Raw genomic sequence first — 19,252 nt, forward strand, 5'->3', positions numbered from 1 at the left:
CCCAGTCGGGCCGAGATCCCTTCGAACGGCGCGCCGGAGGACACGGAGTGCCACATAAGGTAAGGGTCATTATGCGATTGCATCTCTTACCTGTGGACGATTAGATTGGTGGCCATGACACAGGCTCCAGCGCCCCCCAGGGCCACTCGGCGACAGCACGATCGAGAGATCGTCGCACTGGCCGTGCCGGCCTTCGGCGCACTCGTCGCCGAGCCCCTCTTCGTCATGGCCGACAGCGCGATCGTGGGCCACCTGGGCACCGCCCAACTGGCTGGGCTGGGAGTCGCCTCCGCACTCCTCATGACAGCCGTCAGCGTCTTCGTCTTCCTCGCCTACGCCACCACCGCCGCCGTCGCGCGCCGGGTGGGCGCCGGCGACCTCCCGGCCGCCATCCGCCAGGGCATGGACGGCATCTGGCTGGCACTGCTGCTCGGCGCCGCGGTGATCGCAGCTGTCCTGCCCACCGCCCCCGCGCTCGTGGAGCTCTTCGGCGCCTCGGAGACAGCCGCCCCCTATGCGACCACCTATCTGCGCATCTCTGCACTCGGCATACCAGCCATGCTCGTCGTCCTGGCCGCGACCGGTGTCCTGCGCGGACTCCAGGACACGAGGACACCGCTCTACGTCGCCGTCGCCGGCTTCATCGCCAATGCCGCCCTGAACGTGGGACTCGTCTACGGTGCGGACCTCGGCATCGCCGGCTCCGCCTGGGGAACCGTCATCGCGCAGTACGCCATGGCCGTTGTCTACCTCACGGTGGTGATCCGGGGAGCCCGCCGCCACGGCGCGTCCCTGCGCCCCGACGCCTCCGGCATCAGGGCATCCGCCCAGGCGGGGGTGCCTCTGCTGGTCCGCACGCTCTCGCTGCGGGCGATCCTGATGATCGCCACCGCCGTGGCAGCCCGTCTCGGGGACGACGACATCGCGGCACACCAGATCGCCCTGGGCCTATGGAGCCTGCTCGCCTTCGCCCTCGACGCCATCGCCATCGCCGGGCAGGCCATCATCGGGCGTTATCTCGGTGCCGACGACACCCAGGGCGCTCGTGACGCCTGCCGCCGGATGGTCGAGTGGGGCATCGCCGTGGGTGTCGCGCTCGGTCTGTTGGTCGTGATCAGCCGACCACTCCTCCTGCCGCTTTTCACCAGCGACCCGGCAGTGAAGGAGGCGGCGCTGCCCGCTCTGCTCGTGGTGGCACTCGGCCAGCCTGTCTGCGGCATCGTCTTCGTGCTGGACGGTGTGCTGATGGGCGCGGGAGACGGCCCCTATCTCGCCTGGGCCATGGTACTGACCCTGGCCGTCTCCACTCCGGTGGCCCTGCTGGTGCCGGTTCTCGGCGGCGGCCTCACCGCGGTGTGGGGAGCGATGACGTTGATGATGGCCGTACGGATGCTGACCCTCTGGCTACGCGCCCGGTCGGGCCGCTGGGTCGTCACCGGCGCGAGCCGCTGACCGTTTCACGTGAAACCGACGGGTCGCGAAACCCAGGCTCGGCAGAACCCGTATCGCGTGAAACTGACGTTTCACGTGAAACAGAGCAAGCAGAAGGGGCCGCACCCAGCGGGTGCGGCCCCTTCTCAGCTCTTCAAGCCGAGCGCAGCGATCAGGCCGCGATGACCTCGATGTTGACCTTGGCGGCAACCTCGGGGTGCAGACGCACGGACGTCTCGTGGGCGCCCAGGGTCTTGATCGGCGAACCGAGCTCGATACGGCGCTTGTCGACCTCGGGGCCACCGGAAGCCTTGATCGCCGTGGCGATGTCGGCCGGGGTGACGGAACCGAAGAGACGACCGGCGTCGCCGGAGCGGACGGCCAGGCGGACCTTGACGCCCTCGAGCTGGGCCTTGACAGCGTTGGCCTGCTCGATGGTCTGGATCTCGTGGATCTTGCGAGCGCGACGAATCTGCTCGACGTCCTTCTCGCCACCCTTGGTCCAACGGATCGCGAAGTTCCGCGGGATCAGGTAGTTGCGAGCGTAGCCGTCCTTGACGTCGACGACGTCGCCCGCGGCACCGAGGCCGGAGACCTCGTGGGTGAGGATGATCTTCATTTGTCGGTCACCCTTCCCTTATCGTGCCTGGGCGGTGTACGGCAGCAGCGCCATCTCACGGCTGTTCTTGACGGCCGTGGCGACGTCACGCTGGTGCTGCGTGCAGTTGCCGGTCACGCGGCGGGCACGGATCTTGCCGCGGTCGGAAATGAACTTCCGCAGCATGTTCGTGTCCTTGTAGTCCACGTACGTGACCTTGTCCTTGCAGAAAGCGCAGACCTTCTTCTTAGGCTTGCGCACAGGCGGCTTCGCCATGGTGTTTCTCCTGTGTGATCAAGAAGTTGGGATTCGACCCGCCTTCGACCCGATCGGGCCCGGACACCCGGGCCCGAGGGCCTAGAAGGGGGGTTCGTCCGAGTAGCCGCCGCCGCTGGAGCCGCCGGAGTTTCCACCCCAGCCGCCGCCACCGCCGCCACCGCCGCCCTGCTGACCACCGGCGGGAGCGCCGGTCGCCCACGGGTCGTCGGCGGGAGCGCCGCCGCCCTGCTGGCCGCCGCCGGAGCTTCCGCCCCAGCCGCTGCCACCCTGGCCGCCACCGCCGCCGTAACCACCCTGGCCGCTCTGGCCACCGCGGCCGGAGGCCTTGGTGACCTTGGCCGTGGCACTGCGCAGGCTGGCGCCGACTTCCTCGACGTCCAGCTCGTAGACCGTGCGCTTGACGCCCTCACGGTCCTCGTAGGACCGCTGCTTCAGCCGGCCCTGCACGATGACGCGCATGCCTCGCTGGAGCGACTCCGCGACGTTCTCCGCCGCCTGACGCCAGACCGAGCAGGTCAGGAACAGGCTCTCGCCGTCCTTCCACTCATTCGTCTGACGGTCGAAGGTGCGGGGAGTGGACGCGACACGGAACTTCGCGACCGCCGCACCGGAGGGGGTGAAGCGCAGCTCGGGGTCGTCGACAAGATTGCCGACGACCGTGATGACGGTCTCGCCTGCCATGGGGGAACCTCTCGGCGGGTTTGCTGCTGGCTGCTTGTGCTGCTACTCAGAATCCCGAGATCAGCTGAGCGTGCGAGCTCAGTGGGTCTCGGGACGGAGGACCTTGGTCCGGAGGACCGACTCGTTCAGGTTCATCTGGCGGTCGAGCTCCTTGACGACCGCAGGCTCGGCCTGCAGGTCGATGACCGAGTAGATGCCCTCAGGCTTCTTCTTGATCTCGTACGAGAGACGACGACGGCCCCAGGTGTCGACCTTCTCCACCTTTCCGTTGCCCTCACGGACGACGGAGAGGAAGTTCTCGATCAGCGGGGAGACAGCGCGCTCCTCGAGATCGGGGTCGAGGATGACCATCACCTCGTAGTGACGCATGTGGAACCCACCTCCTTTGGACTCAGCGGCCACGGTCGATCCGTGGCAGGAGGGTTGTGATGCGTACGCAACGGTATCGGCCGCCACTGACAATCGGGGATCGGCAAGCGACATCCCCGTCCTGAGCTGGGCGGACTCCCTGGCTCTGCCTGGGCAGACACCGGTGCAGACGGTACAGACTACCTGCACACGTGCTTCCGGTTGAAATCCGGCGTGGGTGAGCGTCAATCTGTACACGTCGGGTGTGTATGGCGCTACGATGCGCCGCCTTCCGCAGGAGGTGCCACATGGCACAGGCATTGCGACCCAATACCGCCGGATCTCTCTTCGCCACCGACGGCAAACCCCATCCGCTCCAGGACACCCTGCTCGCGGTGACGCTGGTGCTCGGTGTGACGGCCTTCATCACATCGTTCTTCCACAGCCTGCATCTGCTCAGTTCCTGGGCCGGCCTGGTGGCAATCCTCACCGGAGCGTACGGACAGTGGATCTCCGAGACCACCCGTGAGCGCTTCGGTCTGATCCTGGGTCTCGGTGCCGCGGGCGTCGGCTTCTTCATCGGAATGGCCCACGGGGGTCTCTTCGGCGGGGTCTGGTGACCCGGCCGGTGCCGGCACCGGGGACACCGTCCGCACCGAGAGACACGTAGAACACCTACGAACCCTGACGGAACGCCCCGGCCGCGCACGGGCCGGGGCGAAGGTGCCGTACGCCCAGTCGGGGCGCTCGCAAGGCGCAGTAGGCTTCGGCGCGAGAGCCGGAGCCCCTGTACCCATGGGGACACACCAGCCCGAGGAGCGCCCCGAATGAGCCTGACCCTGAGGACGATCAGCCGCGAGCAGCATCTGGCATACATCCAGAGCCTGCCCTCGGCGAGCCACATGCAGGTTCCGGCCTGGGCAGACGTCAAGGCCGAGTGGCGGTCGGAGAGCCTCGGCTGGTTCGACGAGCGGACCGGTGAACTGGTCGGCGTGGGTCTCGTCCTCTACCGTCAGCTGCCCAAGATCAAGCGCTACCTGGCCTATTTGCCCGAGGGTCCGGTCATCAACTGGTATGCGCCGAATCTGACCGAGTGGCTGGAACCGATGCTCGCGCACCTCAAGCAGCAGGGTGCCTTCTCGGTGAAGATGGGCCCGCCGGTGATCATCCGGCGCTGGGAGGCCACCTCCATCAAGGCGGGCATCCAGAACCCGGACGTGAAGCGGCTGCGCGACATCGAGGCCGATTTCATCGAGCCGCGCGCCTTCGAGGTGGCCGACAAGCTGCGCCGTATGGGCTGGCAGCAGGGCGAGGACGGCGGTGCCGGCTTCGGCGACGTCCAGCCGCGTTACGTCTACCAGGTGCCGCTGGCGAACCGCTCGCTCGAAGAGGTCCACAAGAACTTCAACCAGTTGTGGCGCCGCAACATCAAGAAGGCCGAGAAGGCCGGTGTCGAGGTCGTCCAGGGCGGTTACCACGACCTCGAGGAGTGGCAGCGGCTGTACGAGATCACGGCCGTGCGCGACCACTTCCGGCCACGCCCGCTGTCGTACTTCCAGCGCATGTGGTCGGCCCTCAACACCGAGGACCCCAACCGCATGCGGCTGTACTTCGCCCGCCACAACGGCGTGAACCTGTCGGCGGCGACGATGCTGATCGTCGGCGGACACGTCTGGTACTCCTACGGCGCCTCGGACAACATCGGCCGTGAGTTCCGCCCGTCGAACGCCATGCAGTGGCGGATGCTGCGGGACGCCTACGCGCTCGGCGCCACCGTCTACGACCTGCGCGGCATCTCCGACTCTCTGGACGAGACCGACCACCTGTTCGGCCTGATCCAGTTCAAGGTCGGCACGGGCGGACAGGCCGCGGAGTACCTCGGCGAGTGGGACTTCCCGCTCAACAAGCTGCTCCACAAGGCGCTCGACATCTACATGTCGCGCCGCTGACGTCGCGTTTCAGTGCTTCCATACCTCTGAACCCCTGACGCACTTCCCCACACCGCAGCCACGAGAAAGGTCCCAGGTCCGGCCATGGCGCTCACCCTCTACGTCGACACCGCGCGCTGGCGGGCGCACCACAAGCACGTGCAGGAGCAGTTCCCGGCACTCGTCCCGGTCTGCAAGGGCAACGGCTACGGCTTCGGGCACGAGCGGCTGGCGGAGGAGGCCACCCGGCTGGGCTCGGACATCCTCGCTGTCGGCACGACCTACGAGGCCGCGCGCATCAAGGACTTCTTCGGCGGCGATCTGCTGGTGCTGACGCCCTACCGGCGCGGCGAGGAGCCCGTCCCGCTGCCGGACCGCGTGGTGCGCTCGGTGTCGTCGGTGGACGGCGTGTACGGCCTCGTGGGGGCCCGCGTGGTCATCGAGGTGATGTCGTCGATGAAACGGCACGGCATCAGCGAGCAGGACCTGGCGCAGCTGCACTCCGCGATCGAGAACGTCCGGCTGGAGGGCTTCGCCATCCACCTGCCGCTGGACCGTACCGACGGCTCCGACGCCGTCGAGGAGGTCATCGGCTGGATGGACCGGCTGCGGGCGGCCCGGCTGCCGCTGCACACGATGTTCGTCAGCCACCTCAAGGCGGACGAACTCGCCCGGTTGCAGCAGCAGTTCCCGCAGACCCGCTTCCGCGCCCGGATCGGCACGCGGCTGTGGCTGGGGAACCACGACGCCACCGAGTACCGCGGGGCCGTCCTAGACGTCACGCGCGTCGCCAAGGGCGACCGCTTCGGCTACCGGCAGCAGAAGGCGGCCTCGGACGGTTTCCTGGTGGTCGTGGCGGGCGGAACGTCGCACGGGGTGGGTCTGGAGGCCCCGAAGGCCCTGCACGGCGTCATGCCGCGCGCCAAGGGCGTCGCCCGCGCCGGCCTCGCCACGGTGAACCGGAACCTCTCGCCGTTCGTCTGGGGCGGCAAACAGCGCTGGTTCGCCGAGCCACCGCACATGCAGGTGTCGATCCTGTTCGTACCCTCGGACGCCCCGGAACCGCACGTGGGCGACGAGCTGGTGGCCCATCTGCGGCACACCACCACGCAGTTCGACCGGCTGGTGGACCGCTGACCGTCGGGGCCGCTGAACGGACGCAACACGAGGAAGGGCCGTGCACGGAGTCTCCGTGCGCGGCCCTTCCTCGTGACGTATGGCGCCCCGCAGCCCGGTGTTCGCTCAGGGCGAACCTTCCGTGGCGTCCTGCCTGCCCCATTCCACCTGCGGTCCGTCGAAGTGGGAGGCATGCCGCGGCGGGTGGGCCGCGGCGCCGAGGACGAAGACGTCCTCCGCCCCGTCGAGCACCCCGCCGGAGGGATCGTCGTCTCCGGCCTGTCGCACCACGTCCCGCTCCGGCATCAGGATGTCGCGCACGACCACCCCGCACAGGTAGAGCGTCCCCAGCAGGTGCACGCCGATGGCCCAGTGGTAGCCGTCCGTCGGCAGGCCCTTGTGGGCGTCTCCGCTCATCGTGTACGCGAGGTACATCCAGATGCCCAGGAAGTAGGCGACCTCGCAGGCCTGCCAGATCAGGAAGTCCCGCCACTTCGGCCGGGCCAGCACCGCCAGCGGCACCAGCCACAGGACGTACTGCGGTGAGTAGACCTTGTTGGTGAGGATGAAGGCCGCCACGATCAGGAACGCCAGCTGGGCGAAGCGGGGTCGACGGGGCGCGGTCAGGGTCAGCACCGCGATACCGACGGCGCAGAGCGCGACGAGCAACGTGGCGAGGGTGTTGACGCTGTCCGTAGTGAGGGGATCGCTGGAGTTCTGGGCCAGGATCAGCCAGAAGGAGCCGAAGTCGACGCCCCGTTCCTGACTGAACCGGTAGAACTTCGACCACCCTTCGAAGGCGAAGAGCATCACCGGCAGGTTCACCACCAGCCAGGCGACGGCCGCACCGCCGAAGGCCTTGCCGAAGTCCCGCCATTTCCCCGCGCGCCAGCACAGAACGAACAGGGGGCCGAGCAGGAAGACGGGATAGAGCTTGGCGGCCGTGGCGAGCCCCAACAAGACGCCGAAGGCCAGGGACCGGCCCCGCGACCACATGAGCATCGCGGCGGCCGTCAGAGCGACCGCCAGCAGGTCCCAGTTGATGGTCGCGGTCAGCGCGAAAGCGGGTGCGAGGGCGACGAGCAGGCCGTCCCAGGGACGCCGCGCGTGCGTCCGGGCCACGCAGACGGCGATGACGGCCGCGCACGCCATCAGCATCCCGGCGTTGACCATCCAGTACCACTGTTCCTGGTGTTGGATGCTGCCGCTGCCGGGCGTGAGCCAGGCGGCCACCTCCATGAACACACCGGTCAGCACCGGGTACTCGAGGTAGTCCATGTCGCCGGGGAGCTTGTCGAAGTACGGCACGAGCCCGTCGGCGAAGCCGCGTCCCTGGTAGAGGTGAGGGATGTCCGAGTAGCAGGCGTGGGTGTACTGGGAGGTGGCACCGAAGAACCAGCCTCCGTCGTAGCACGGCGCCTTCTGGATCAGTCCTAGGGCGAACATCCCGATCGCCACGAGCGCGACGATCCGCACGGGAGTCCACCAGGACGTCCCCAGCAGGGCCCGGCGGCCGAGCGGACCGCCGATCAGCTCACTGCCGGCCGCGGCCACCGGGTCGTCGCTGGTCGGCCTCACCGGATCCGGCTCGTGCACGGGCGTCGGCGTCGATTCTCCACTGGGCATGGGCGACATCCTGCCGTACCGGCCTAGGAAAGCGCCGAGGGCCGCCCCACCTGGTCTGGTGGAGCGGCCCTCGTTTCACGTGAAACATGCGCATGTTTCACGTGAAACACCCAAGCTGGGCGCAGCGCGGCTAGCCGTTTGAACCTCCGAAGATGCCGCCGTTGCCGTTGCCTCTGCTGTTGCCGTTCGTCTCCGTGATCGTCGGCGTCGGGGTGACGTCCCCCGTTCCGCCGTTGTCGTTTCCGTTGGTCGTTCCACCGTTGTTGCCGTTACAGAAGAAGCCGGAGCACGTCTCGGTTGCCGAGGGCGACGGCTCGACCTCCGTCGCACTGGGAGACGGGGAAGGCGACGGCTTCTCCTCCTCGGTCTCGGTGGCCGAAGGAGTCGGGGTGGGGGACGGCTCCGCGTTGACGACCTCACCGATCGGCTCGGGCTCGGGGAAGTCCTTCGGCTCCGTGCCCTGCAGCGCCTCGGCCATGTAGTCGTGCCAGATCTGCGCCGGGAACGACGCACCGTGGATCTTCTTCTGGCCACCCGTGCCGAACATCTCCAAGAACGTACGGTTCTTCTTCGACTCGTCGTCGTCGTAGCGGAACATGGTCACCGCGGTCGACAGCTGCGGGGTGTAGCCCACGAACCAGGCCGACTTGTTGCCGTCGGTGGTACCGGTCTTGCCCGCGACCTGGCGGCCGGGCAGCTGGGCGTTGGTACCGGTGCCGTCCTCGACCACGGTCTTCAGGACGTCGGTGACGTTGTCGGCGACCTTCGAGGTGAAGGCCTGCTTCGTCTGGTTCTCGTGCGTGAAGATCTGACCCTTCTCGCTCGTGACCTTCTCCACCGAGTACGGATCACGCTGCTTGCCGCTGGAGGCGAAGGTGGCGTATGCCCCCGCCATCCGGATCGCGCTCGGGTCGGAGATGCCGATGGAGAAAGACGGGAAGCCGCTGTTGGTGAGGCTGGAGTCCTTCAGGCCCGCGCTGATGGCGGCTTCCTTCACCTTGTCCAGACCGACATCCATGCCGAGCTGCACGAAGGCGGAGTTCACCGACTCGCGCATCGCCTCCCGCAGGTCGATCTTGTAGTCGGGCGGATTGCCGACGGAGACGTTGCCGTCATTGGTCTGCAGCCACTCCTCGCCCTTCTCGTTCTTCCAGACCGTGCGGTCATAGTTCTCGATCTTGAGCTTGTTCTTCCCGCTGAACAGGCTCTTGGGCGAGACGATGGTGCGTTCGTCCTGTGCCTGCGAGGACCCCAGGTCCGGGTCGCGCACGCCCCAGGTCATCGCGGCCGCCAGCACGAACGGCTTGAACGTCGAACCGACCTGGGCACCGGTCTGGTCGGCGTTGTCGGTGAAGTGCTTGGTGGCGTCCTCGCCGCCGTAGATGGCCCGGATGGCACCGGTGTCCGGTTCGACGGACGCCCCGCCGAACTGGACGTGTGTGTCCTCCGGCCGTTTCTCCGGCTTGATGTTGGCCTTCTGAACGTTGGTCACCGACTTCTCGAGCTCCTTGACCTTGTTCTTGTCGAAGGTCGTGTAGATCGAGTAGCCACCCTGCTGCAGGAGGTCCTGGGTGATCCCGGTGTCCTTGCTGTGGGTGACCAGGTAGCCGTTGGCGAGGTCGACGAGGTAGCCGATCTGCCCCTTGAGGTCGGTGTTGGACCGGGGGTTCTGCCACTTGGGCAGCTTCGTGTACTGGGCCCGCTTCGAGGCGTTGAGGTGGCCGTACTCGACCATCTTGTTCAGGGTGTCCTGCATCTGGCGCAGCGCCCGCTTGCTGTTGGCCGCGGGCGTGGCGCCGGTCGGGTCGACGGAGGTCGCGCCGGCGGGGTCGTAGTACGTGGCGCCCTTCAGCATGGCGGCCAGGAAGGCGCACTCGCCCGGGTTGAGCTTGATCGCGTCCTTGTTGAAGTAGGCGCGGGCGGCGGCCTGGATTCCGTAGGCGTTGCGCCCGTAGTACGCGGAGTTCAGATAGCCGGCCATGATCTCGTCCTTGTCGACCTCTGCGCCCACCTTGATGGACACGAAGATCTCCTTGAACTTCCGGGAGATCGTCTGCGACTGGTCGTTCAGCATGGCGTTCTTGACGTACTGCTGGGTGATCGTCGAACCACCCTGCGTCTGTCCGCCCCGGGCCATGTTGAACACGGCGCGGGCGATGCCCTTGGGGTCGATGCCGCTGTCGTCGTAGAAGGTCTTGTTCTCCTGCGAGATCACCGCCCAGCGCATCTCCTCCGGGATCTGCGAGAGGTCGATGTTCTGACGGTTCGTCTCACCACCGGTGGCAACCATCTGGCTGCCGTCCTTCCAGTAGTAGACGTTGTTCTGCGCAGTGGCCGTCTTGGCGATGTCCGGGATGCCCACCATGGCGTATCCGATGCCCGCCACCGCCACCAGGCTGCCGACGAAGCCGACGAAGAGGCCCGCGACAAGCTTCCAGGAGGGCATCCAGCGCTGCCAGCCGTACTTGTCGGCGCGCGGGTAGTCGATCAGGCGTTTACGGTCGGAGGCCGTGCGCCCTCTGCCCCGTCCGGGGCCGGTCGGGGCGCCACGGCGGCCCGCTGCGGGTTCGGCCGCTCTGCGCCGCCCGCCCGAGTTTCTCGGGGACGCGCGCCGGGCTTCGGTGCGGCTGCCGTTCGGCAGTTCCTCGCCTGCGGCCCCGGTACCCAACCCGTAGTCGGAAGGAGATCCGGTGGCGCCTCGCGGTGCCGCGCGGCGGCCGGAGGACGGACCGGACTGGCCGCGTCGGGCCGCGGCACGTCCGCCTCCCTGCGGCTGCGGCGGTTTGCGACGGTGCTCGCTCATCGAACGATTACTCCTCGGGCAGGCGCATCCGTGCGCGCCTGGAAAGGGCGGCTGGTTTCCTGTCCCCCCGATGTACGGATGCGGTCGGTCGCGCATTCACCCGTACTGCACCGAGGACCTCGACGCCCCCCGGCGTCTCATGGGTCCCGGTGGTGTGCATGGCGCACAGACTACGCACCGTCAAAACCTGCCTAGGCCCGAAGTTCACCCCAAATCGGGCAAGTCACCTGCAACGAATCAGTGATGTGATCCCGTTCACCATCCCCCCTCTTGTCGCATCCGGAAGGCCGTTCTATCGTCGTGATGTATCGAGTCGATACATCGGAGCGACATAAGGACGAGAGGAGCGAACATGAGCCGGCGTGCCGGGATCCTCGAGTTCGCCGTCCTGGGCCTTCTCCGCGAGTCCCCGATGCACGGCTATGAGCTGCGCAAACGACTCAATACGTCACTGGGCGTGTTCCGTGCGTTCAGCTACGGCACGCTCTATCCCTGCCTCAAGACGCTGGTCGCCAATGGCTGGTTGATCGAAGAGCCGGGAAACACCTCTGAGGACGCCCTCGCCGCTCCACTCGCAGGGCGTCGCGCCAAGATCGTCTACAGATTGACGGCGGAGGGTAAGGAGCACTTCGAGGACCTGCTCTCGCAGACGGGCCCCGACGCGTACGAGGACGAGCACTTCGCCGCTCGTTTCGCCTTCTTCGGGCAGACGTCGCGCGATGTTCGCATGCGTGTACTGGAAGGCCGGCGCAGCCGGCTGGAGGAGCGCCTGGAGAAGATGCGCGCCTCCTTGGCACGCACGCGAGAGCGCCTCGACGACTACACGCTTGAGCTCCAGCGCCACGGGATGGAGTCCGTGGAGCGCGAAGTGCGCTGGCTGAACGAGCTCATCGAGAGCGAGCGGGCCGGACGGGACCTGAAGGGTTCCGCCTCCGGGGAGTCCGCTCAGCAGAACACCACATCTGGATCGTCGGGCGGCCTGCCCCGTCCCGGGGACACCCCCGAGGCGGATACGCCCGACGAAACCGCCACGTGAGCGCCCACTCAGGGCCTCACTCGTACACACAGGGAGCAACCGGAATGGGTTCGGTTCGCGTAGCCATCGTCGGCGTGGGCAACTGCGCGGCGTCGCTGGTGCAGGGCGTCGAGTACTACAAGGACGCCGATCCGGCGTCGAAGGTCCCGGGCCTGATGCACGTGCAGTTCGGGGACTACCACGTCGGTGACGTCGAGTTCGTCGCCGCCTTCGACGTCGACGCGAAGAAGGTCGGCCTCGACCTCTCGGACGCCATCGGTGCCAGTGAGAACAACACCATCAAGATCTGCGACGTCCCGAACAAGGGCGTCACGGTTCAGCGCGGTCACACCCTCGACGGTCTCGGCAAGTACTACCGCGAGACCATCGAGGAGTCCGCGGAGACCCCGGTCGACGTGGTGAAGGTCCTCAAGGACAGGCAGGTCGACGTCCTCGTCTGCTACCTTCCCGTCGGCTCGGAGGACGCGGCGAAGTTCTACGCCCAGGCCGCCATCGACGCCAAGGTCGCGTTCGTCAACGCCCTCCCGGTCTTCATCGCCGGCACCAAGGAGTGGGCGGACAAGTTCACCGAGGCGGGCGTCCCGATCGTCGGCGACGACATCAAGTCGCAGGTCGGCGCCACCATCACGCACCGTGTGATGGCGAAACTGTTCGAGGACCGCGGCGTCCGTCTTGAGCGCACCATGCAGCTCAACGTCGGCGGCAACATGGACTTCAAGAACATGCTGGAGCGCGACCGCCTCGAGTCCAAGAAGATCTCGAAGACGCAGGCCGTCACCTCGCAGATCCCCGACCGCGACATGGGCGCGAAGAACGTCCACATCGGCCCGTCGGACTACGTGGCCTGGCTGGACGACCGCAAGTGGGCGTACGTCCGCCTCGAGGGCCGCGCCTTCGGCGATGTCCCGCTGAACCTGGAGTACAAGCTCGAGGTCTGGGACTCCCCGAACTCGGCCGGCGTCATCATCGACGCCCTGCGTGCCGCGAAGATCGCCAAGGACCGCGGCATCGGCGGCCCGATCCTGTCGGCGTCGAGCTACTTCATGAAGTCCCCGCCGGTCCAGTACTTCGACGACGAGGCCTACGCCAACGTCGAGAAGTTCATCCGCGGCGAGGTCGAGCGCTAGCTCGACCCGGACCGGAAAATTCGCTCCTGCCAGGGCTGAGAAGGGGCCCCGGGTCGCACGACCCGGGGCCCCTCCCCGTGTGTGAGGCTGTGCCCCATGGCCGTCGTCCGTGATCTGCGCGTCCTGCTGCGCCTGGAAAACTTCCGGCGTCTGCTCGCCGTGCGATTGCTGTCCCAGTGCGCGGACGGCGTCTATCAGGTCGCGCTCGCCACCTACGTCGTCTTCTCCCCGGAGAAACAGACCTCGGCCACCGCGATCGCCTCCGCCATGGCGGTCCTGCTCCTGCCGTACTCGCTGGTCGGCCCCTTCGCCGGCGTCCTGCTGGACCGCTGGCGCCGCCGACAGGTCTTCCTCTACGGCAACCTGCTGCGCGCCCTGCTGGCATCCGCGACGGCCGTCCTGATGATCGCCCACGTGCCGGACTGGCTCTTCTACGCCTCCGCGCTGTGCGTCACCGCGGTCAACCGCTTCGTCCTCGCCGGGCTGTCGGCGGCTCTGCCGCGCGTGGTCGACGGCGAGCGCCTGGTGCTGGCCAACTCCCTCTCCCCGACGGCCGGCACGCTCGCCGCGATCGCGGGCGGCGGCCTCGCCTTCGTCGTCCGACTGGTCATCGCGGATTCCGACGCCGCGGTGGTGCTGCTGGGTTGCGTGCTGTACCTGTGCTCTGCGCTGATGTCCCTGACCATGACCGCGGATCTGCTCGGGCCCGACCGTGACCTGGTCCAGCCCCGGCTGGCGACCGCGCTCAGGGGCACCGCCCGTGGCCTTTCGGCCGGCGTACGCCACCTGGCCGAGCCGAAGCGCAGGGAGGCGGCCTGGGCACTCGGCTCGATCACCCTGATGCGGTTCTGCTACGGCGCCCTGACCGTCATGGTGCTGATGCTGTGCCGGTACGCCTGGTCGTCCGACCCGGACAAGGGACTGGCTCTCCTGGGGCTGGCAGTGGGCATCTCCGGTGTCGGCTTCTTCGTCGCCGCGGTGGTGACCCCGCCGGCGGCGGGCCGACTGGGCCCGCAGCGCTGGATCGTCGTCTGCTCGGCGGCCGCCGCGGTCCTGGAGCTCGCCCTGATGCTGCCGTTCACCCAAGTCACCACGTTTATCGCGGCGTTCGTGCTGGGGCTGGTCACCCAGGGAGCGAAGATCGCCACCGACACCATCGTCCAGTCCTCCGTGCAGGACGGCTTCCGCGGCCGGATCTTCTCTCTCTACGACGTCCTGTTCAACGTCGCCTTCGTCGGCGCCGCCGGGGTCGCCGCCCTGATGCTGCCGCCTGATGGCCGTTCAGCAGCGCTGGTGATCACGGTCGCCGTTATCTACGGAGCAATTGCTGGCGCTATGGCCCGCTTTGAACGCCAGTAAGTGTCACATCAATGACACAGACTCCCCCTCGGCTACAAGGTTGTCAGTGGGTCCCGGTAACTTACGTGCGTCTTACCTCGCGCGCTGATTTCGCGCCACACGTCCAAGTTTTCTAGGGGGACCCCCAAGTGTCGACTCCGCCGCCCCAGGGCCAGAACCCGTTCGCGCAGCAGGGCCAGCAGCCCTACGGCCAGCCCCAGGGCCAGGCCCCGTACCCGCCGCAGGGCGGTTACCCCCAGCAGCCCGGCCAGCCCGGCTACCCCACCGCCCCCTACGGCGCGGTTCCGCCGGAGCAGCCCCGCCGCAAGGTCAGCTTCAAGCTGATCAAGAACGTCGTCATCGTTCTCGCCGTTGCCGGTGTGGCCATCGGCGGCTACATATCCAGCCAGGACGACGCCGACACAGCGGCGGTCGGCGACTGCATGCACCGGGGCAGCAGCAACGACGACAACCCCGACCTCGAGGTCGTCAAGTGCGACTCCTCGCAGGCGCAGTACATCGTGCTGGCGAAGGTCGAGGGCACGTACACCGCTGTCACGGCCGACAGCAAGTGCGAGGAGAAGGCCAAGGACTTCCAGTACTCGTACACCGAGAGCGGCGACGGCAGTAACTTCCTGCTCTGCCTGAAGGACTACGCCAAGAAGTAAGGCAGCTGTGGAGAGGGGCGGTGTTTCACGTGAAACACCGCCCCTTCGCCTGTCCGCCTGCCGTGCCACCCGGGTCATGTTTCACGTGAAACATGACTGGTTTCACGGCCTCAGTCCTGCTGGGCCCACCACTCCTTGAGGGCCTCCACCGCCGCGTCGTACCCCATCGGACCGTGCTCCAGGCGCAGTTCCAGCAGGTGCTTGTACGCCTTGCCGATGGCAGGCCCGGGGCCGATGCCCAGGATCTCCATGATCTGGTTGCCGTCGAGATCGGGACGGATCGCGTCCAGCTCCTCCTGCTCCTTCAGCTGGCTGATGCGCTCCTCCAGCCCGTCGTACGCCCGTGAGAGAGCGACCGCCTTGCGCTTGTTGCGCGTCGTGCAGTCCGAGCGGGTCAGCTTGTGGAGGCGTTCGAGGAGCGGGCCCCCGTCGCGTACATAACGACGTACCGCGGAGTCCGTCCACTCGCCCGTGCCGTATCCGTGGAAGCGCAGGTGGAGCTCCACCAGGCGGGAGACGTCCTTCACCAGCTCGTTGGAGTACTTCAGAGCCGTCATCCGCTTCTTCGTCATCTTCGCTCCGACCACCTCGTGGTGGTGGAACGAGACCCGTCCGTCCTTCTCGAAGCGACGGGTGCGCGGCTTGCCGATGTCGTGCAGCAGCGCGGCGAGCCGCAGAGTGAGGTCGGGACCGCTCTCCTCCAGCTCGATGGCCTGCTCCAGAACGATCAGCGTGTGTTCGTAGACGTCCTTGTGCCGATGGTGCTCATCGCTCTCCAGCCGCAGCGCGGGCAGCTCCGGCAGCACATGGTCGGCGATGCCGGTGTCGACCAGGAGCGACAGGCCCTTGCGCGGACGCGCGGACAGGATCAGCTTGTTCAGCTCGTCCCGGACCCGCTCGGCCGAGACGATCTCGATACGGCCGGCCATCTCGCCCATCGCCGTGACGACCTCGGGGGCGACCTCGAAGTCGAGCTGGGCGGCGAAGCGCGCCGCCCGCATCATGCGCAGCGGGTCGTCCGAGAAGGACTCCTCGGGCGTACCCGGGGTGCGCAGCACCCGGCCCGCGAGGTCCTCCAGGCCACCGTGCGGGTCGATGAACTCCTTCTCGGGAAGCGCCACGGCCATGGCGTTCACGGTGAAGTCACGCCGGACGAGGTCCTGCTCGATGGAGTCGCCGTACGACACCTCGGGCTTGCGCGAGGTGCGGTCGTAGGCCTCGGAGCGATACGTCGTCACCTCGATCTGAAAGCTTCGATCGACGTCTCCGACACGGGCATCCTTCTGGACGCCGACGGTGCCGAAGGCGATCCCGACCTCCCACACCGCGTCCGCCCACGGCCGCACGATCTTCAGGACGTCTTCGGGCCGGGCGTCGGTGGTGAAGTCCAGGTCGTTGCCGAGCCGGCCGAGCAGTGCGTCCCGGACCGAGCCGCCGACCAGGGCGAGAGAGAACCCGGCCTCCTGGAAACGGCGGGCGAGGTCGTCGGCGACAGGGGCGACCCGTAGCAGTTCACTCACCGCACGGTGCTGCACCTGGCTCAGGACGCTGAGGTTGTCTTCGTTGGCGTTCGGCACAACAGAAGAGGGTACGTGGCCCGGCGAACCGAGGGCGCCCCCATTCAGGGCGAGCGGATATCTCCGCCGATAGGAGTGCAAGGCTGTCTCTTACCGCCGCCACCGACTCTTCTCTTCATACGCATACATAGCGGACGGACCCGTCGGCCTTCCACGATCTTGTGGAGCAGACCGCGGCACTTCCCCTCAGCGCGCATCGTTACCATGCGTGGACGCACATCCGACGACCACTGACGACGACGAGGGACGGGCGAACGCGTGGCCGAGGCGGCAGACTTCCCGGGGATGAGTCCCTCACCTGCCCGCCGGTGGCTGCGGCGCACCGGCGCACTGCTCGCCGGGGCGCCTCTGCTGGCCGGTCTCCTCCAGCTGCCCGCCGCCCCCGCGGTGGCCGCCGGCCAGGCCTCCGTCAAGGAGGCCTCCGACACGGGCACCGTGGCCGTATCCGTCGACTCCCTGACCCCGGCCGCTCCCTCCGACGGGGACACCCTGACCGTCTCCGGCACGGTCACCAACAACGGCAAGCGAGCCGTCACCGACGCCCATGTGGGCCTGCAGGTGGGTTCCGCGCTCACCACCCGCTCGGCGATCGACAGAGTCGCCAAGCAGGCGGACGCCCTCACCGGCAACGACGGCTCCGAAGTGGGCGGGAATTACGTCGCCAAGTTCGCCAAGCTCACGCCGGGCGTGGCCCAGCACTTCAGCATCGCCGTCCCGGTCGACAAGCTCGACCTCGGCGACGACGGCGTCTACCCGATCGGTGTCGCTCTCTCGGGCGAGACGTCCGCGCAGCCCTGGGAGAAGGTGCTGGGCATCCAGCGGACCTTCCTGCCCTGGCAGCCCGACGAGGCGGACACCCGCACCAGGACGACCGTGCTGTGGCCGCTGATGTCCACCGTGCACATGACGGCGGAGACCGGTTCGAACGCGCAGCAGACGCCGGTCTTCCTCAACGACGACCTGGCCGCGGAGATCGCTCCCGGCGGCCGCCTCGACCAGCTCCTGAGCCTGGGCAGGGAACTCGACGTCACCTGGGTGATCGACCCGGACCTGCTGGCGTCCGTGGACGCCATGACCGGCAGCTACCGGATCCGGGGCGACGGCGACACCACCACGGCGGGCACCCACCAGGCGATCGCCAAGCAGTGGCTCGACGACCTACAGGACGCGGTGACCGGCAAGGAGGTCGTCGCGCTGCCCTTCGCCGATCCCGACCTGGCCTCCCTCGCCCACAACGGCACGGGCGTCGCCGGCTCTCTCAGCCAGCTCAAGGCGGCCACCGATGTCGCCGCCACCACGGTGGAGACCGTGCTCCATGTGACTCCGAGCACCGACTTCACCTGGCCGGTGGACGGCGCCGTCGACCCGTCGATCGTCAAGGTCGCCACCTCCGCCGGCGCCGACAAGGTGATCGCGCGCAGCGACAGCCTGGCGGAGACCGGCGACCTCTCGTACACCCCGTCCGCGGCCCGGCCCATCGGCGGCGGCACCACGGCGGTCGTCGCGGACGCGCGGCTGTCGACGGCGTTCCAGGGCGATCTGGTGCGGGCCTCGGCGTCCACGCTCGCGGTGCAGGAGTTCCTCGCGCAGAGCCTGGAGCTGAACCTGCAGACCGGCAAGCAGCGCAGCATCGTCGTCGCCCCGCAGCGCATGCCGACCGCGAGCCAGGCCCGGTCGCTGGCGCAGGCCGTCACCCTGCTCCAGGGCGCCACCTGGTCGCAGCCCCAGCAGCTCGCGGCGACCGCCAAGGCCAAGCCCGACCCGAGTGCCGCCACAAAGGTCCCGTCGAGTTCGGCGTACCCGTCCTCGCTGCGCAAGCAGGAGCTGCCCCGGTCGGCGTTCGAGCAGATCGCGGACACGCAGGACAAGCTCGACAACTTCAAGGTGATCCTCACCAACGAGGCCCGGGTCGTGACCCCCTTCGGGCGGGCCATAAACCGTGAGATGTCCACGTCGTGGCGCGGCCGGACCACCGCCACCAGCACGTTCCGGCAGGACGTGCAGGCGTATCTCGACAGTCTCACCGGCCAGGTCAAGCTGATCGACAAGTCGGAGACCAAGCTCTCCGGACGCAGCGCCACCATCCCCGTGACCGTGCAGAACAACCTGGTGCAGGGCGTCGACCATCTGGTGCTGCGGCTCACCTCGACCAACGACACCCGCCTGGAGATCAACGGCGACGTCTACGCGGAGCAGCGCATCGAGGTCTCCGGCGGGCACACCACGACGGTGAAGTTCCCCACGTCCGCCAACGTCAACGGCCAGACGACGGTGATCGCCCAGCTGTACACCGAGGACGGCCAGGAGTACGGCGACCCGGTCACCTTCGACGTGAAGGTCACCGAGATCACGGCCACCGTGATGCTGGTCATCGGCGGCGGCGTCCTCCTGCTCGTGCTGGCCGGGTTCCGTATGTACACCCAGCGCAAGCGTGCCGCGGCCCGGGAGGCCGAGGATGCCGGCGAAAACGGCGAGTCCGCCGGGGAAGCGGAGGACGGCGCCGACGAGGCGGAAGAGCCCGCCGACGGCCCGGAGACCCCCGAGCATCCCGTGAACCGCAACAAGGAAGAGTCCGACGCCCGAGCCGGGGCAGGCGACCCGGAGCAGCCGAGTGACGAGACACCGGACACCGCAGCGGAAAACGCCGACCCGTCCGCCACGGGTGAGAGAGTGGACCGTTGAGGATGTCGTGGCCG

At 67.8% G+C, this 19,252-nt stretch carries 16 protein-coding genes; 9 read left to right on the forward strand and 7 right to left on the reverse strand.

Annotation, left to right across the window (positions count from 1 at the left end):
- Positions 1-99 precede the first annotated feature (99 nt).
- Positions 100-1,452 carry an MATE family efflux transporter gene (locus ACZ5SK_RS09430; RefSeq protein ID WP_468575791.1) on the forward strand — a complete coding sequence of 451 codons (1,353 nt, stop codon included), beginning with the start codon at positions 100-102 and terminating at the stop codon, positions 1,450-1,452.
- A gap of 151 nt (positions 1,453-1,603) precedes the next feature.
- Here the strand turns inward: ACZ5SK_RS09430 and rplI are convergent, their stop codons facing one another.
- The 4 genes from rplI to rpsF all read right to left on the reverse strand — a co-directional run bounded on the left by rplI (position 1,604) and on the right by rpsF (position 3,358).
- The gene (rplI, locus tag ACZ5SK_RS09435; RefSeq protein ID WP_334578658.1) at positions 1,604-2,050 is read right to left on the reverse strand and encodes a 50S ribosomal protein L9; all 447 of its coding nucleotides are present in this window, start codon (positions 2,048-2,050) and stop codon (positions 1,604-1,606) included.
- An 18-nt stretch (positions 2,051-2,068) separates the two neighbouring features.
- Entirely contained in the window at positions 2,069-2,305 is a 237-nt protein-coding gene (rpsR, locus tag ACZ5SK_RS09440; protein WP_020130672.1) for a 30S ribosomal protein S18, read from the reverse strand.
- 81 nt (positions 2,306-2,386) lie between these two features.
- Positions 2,387-2,989, reverse strand: coding sequence for a single-stranded DNA-binding protein (locus tag ACZ5SK_RS09445; protein WP_334578659.1), 603 nt, complete (start codon positions 2,987-2,989; stop codon positions 2,387-2,389).
- Positions 2,990-3,067: 78 nt separating this feature from the next.
- Positions 3,068-3,358, reverse strand: a complete 291-nt coding sequence (gene rpsF, locus ACZ5SK_RS09450) for a 30S ribosomal protein S6 (RefSeq protein WP_006604399.1) — start codon at positions 3,356-3,358, stop codon at positions 3,068-3,070.
- 287 nt (positions 3,359-3,645) lie between these two features.
- On the opposite strand from rpsF, the gene ACZ5SK_RS09455 reads away from it, so the two are divergent.
- The 3 genes from ACZ5SK_RS09455 (at position 3,646) to ACZ5SK_RS09465 (ending at position 6,402) form a co-directional block, all read left to right on the forward strand.
- Positions 3,646-3,957, forward strand: coding sequence for a hypothetical protein (locus tag ACZ5SK_RS09455; protein WP_079661191.1), 312 nt, complete (start codon positions 3,646-3,648; stop codon positions 3,955-3,957).
- 207 nt (positions 3,958-4,164) lie between these two features.
- Entirely contained in the window at positions 4,165-5,286 is a 1,122-nt protein-coding gene (gene femX / locus ACZ5SK_RS09460) for a peptidoglycan bridge formation glycyltransferase FemX (RefSeq protein ID WP_079661190.1), read from the forward strand.
- 84 nt (positions 5,287-5,370) lie between these two features.
- Entirely contained in the window at positions 5,371-6,402 is a 1,032-nt protein-coding gene (locus ACZ5SK_RS09465; protein ID WP_468575667.1) for an alanine racemase, read from the forward strand.
- A gap of 105 nt (positions 6,403-6,507) precedes the next feature.
- Here ACZ5SK_RS09465 and ACZ5SK_RS09470 read toward each other — a convergent pair whose 3' ends face one another.
- Positions 6,508-8,007 (reverse strand): glycosyltransferase family 87 protein, encoded by a 1,500-nt coding sequence (locus ACZ5SK_RS09470; RefSeq protein WP_334578660.1) that lies wholly within the window; start codon positions 8,005-8,007, stop codon positions 6,508-6,510.
- Positions 8,008-8,137: 130 nt separating this feature from the next.
- Positions 8,138-10,810, reverse strand: coding sequence for a transglycosylase domain-containing protein (locus tag ACZ5SK_RS09475; RefSeq protein ID WP_334578661.1), 2,673 nt, complete (start codon positions 10,808-10,810; stop codon positions 8,138-8,140).
- A 352-nt stretch (positions 10,811-11,162) separates the two neighbouring features.
- Between ACZ5SK_RS09475 and ACZ5SK_RS09480 the strand changes: the two genes are divergently transcribed.
- The 4 genes from ACZ5SK_RS09480 to ACZ5SK_RS09495 all read left to right on the forward strand — a co-directional run bounded on the left by ACZ5SK_RS09480 (position 11,163) and on the right by ACZ5SK_RS09495 (position 14,979).
- A complete protein-coding gene (locus tag ACZ5SK_RS09480) occupies positions 11,163-11,846 on the forward strand; it encodes a PadR family transcriptional regulator (protein ID WP_079661186.1) in 684 nt (227 codons plus the stop codon).
- A gap of 44 nt (positions 11,847-11,890) precedes the next feature.
- Positions 11,891-12,973: an inositol-3-phosphate synthase gene (locus ACZ5SK_RS09485; RefSeq protein WP_334578662.1), complete on the forward strand. Its 1,083-nt coding sequence runs from the start codon at positions 11,891-11,893 to the stop codon at positions 12,971-12,973.
- Between the two features lie 96 nt (positions 12,974-13,069).
- Positions 13,070-14,332, forward strand: coding sequence for an MFS transporter (locus tag ACZ5SK_RS09490; protein WP_334578663.1), 1,263 nt, complete (start codon positions 13,070-13,072; stop codon positions 14,330-14,332).
- 128 nt (positions 14,333-14,460) lie between these two features.
- A complete protein-coding gene (locus ACZ5SK_RS09495; protein WP_334578664.1) occupies positions 14,461-14,979 on the forward strand; it encodes an LppU/SCO3897 family protein in 519 nt (172 codons plus the stop codon).
- A 110-nt stretch (positions 14,980-15,089) separates the two neighbouring features.
- Here the strand turns inward: ACZ5SK_RS09495 and ACZ5SK_RS09500 are convergent, their stop codons facing one another.
- Positions 15,090-16,556: a CCA tRNA nucleotidyltransferase gene (locus ACZ5SK_RS09500; protein ID WP_079661182.1), complete on the reverse strand. Its 1,467-nt coding sequence runs from the start codon at positions 16,554-16,556 to the stop codon at positions 15,090-15,092.
- A gap of 258 nt (positions 16,557-16,814) precedes the next feature.
- On the opposite strand from ACZ5SK_RS09500, the gene ACZ5SK_RS09505 reads away from it, so the two are divergent.
- Positions 16,815-19,238 (forward strand): DUF6049 family protein, encoded by a 2,424-nt coding sequence (locus ACZ5SK_RS09505; protein WP_334578665.1) that lies wholly within the window; start codon positions 16,815-16,817, stop codon positions 19,236-19,238.
- The last annotated feature ends 14 nt before the right edge of the window (positions 19,239-19,252 follow it).

The sequence above is a fragment of the Streptomyces sp. NPDC031474 genome, from assembly GCF_055581185.1.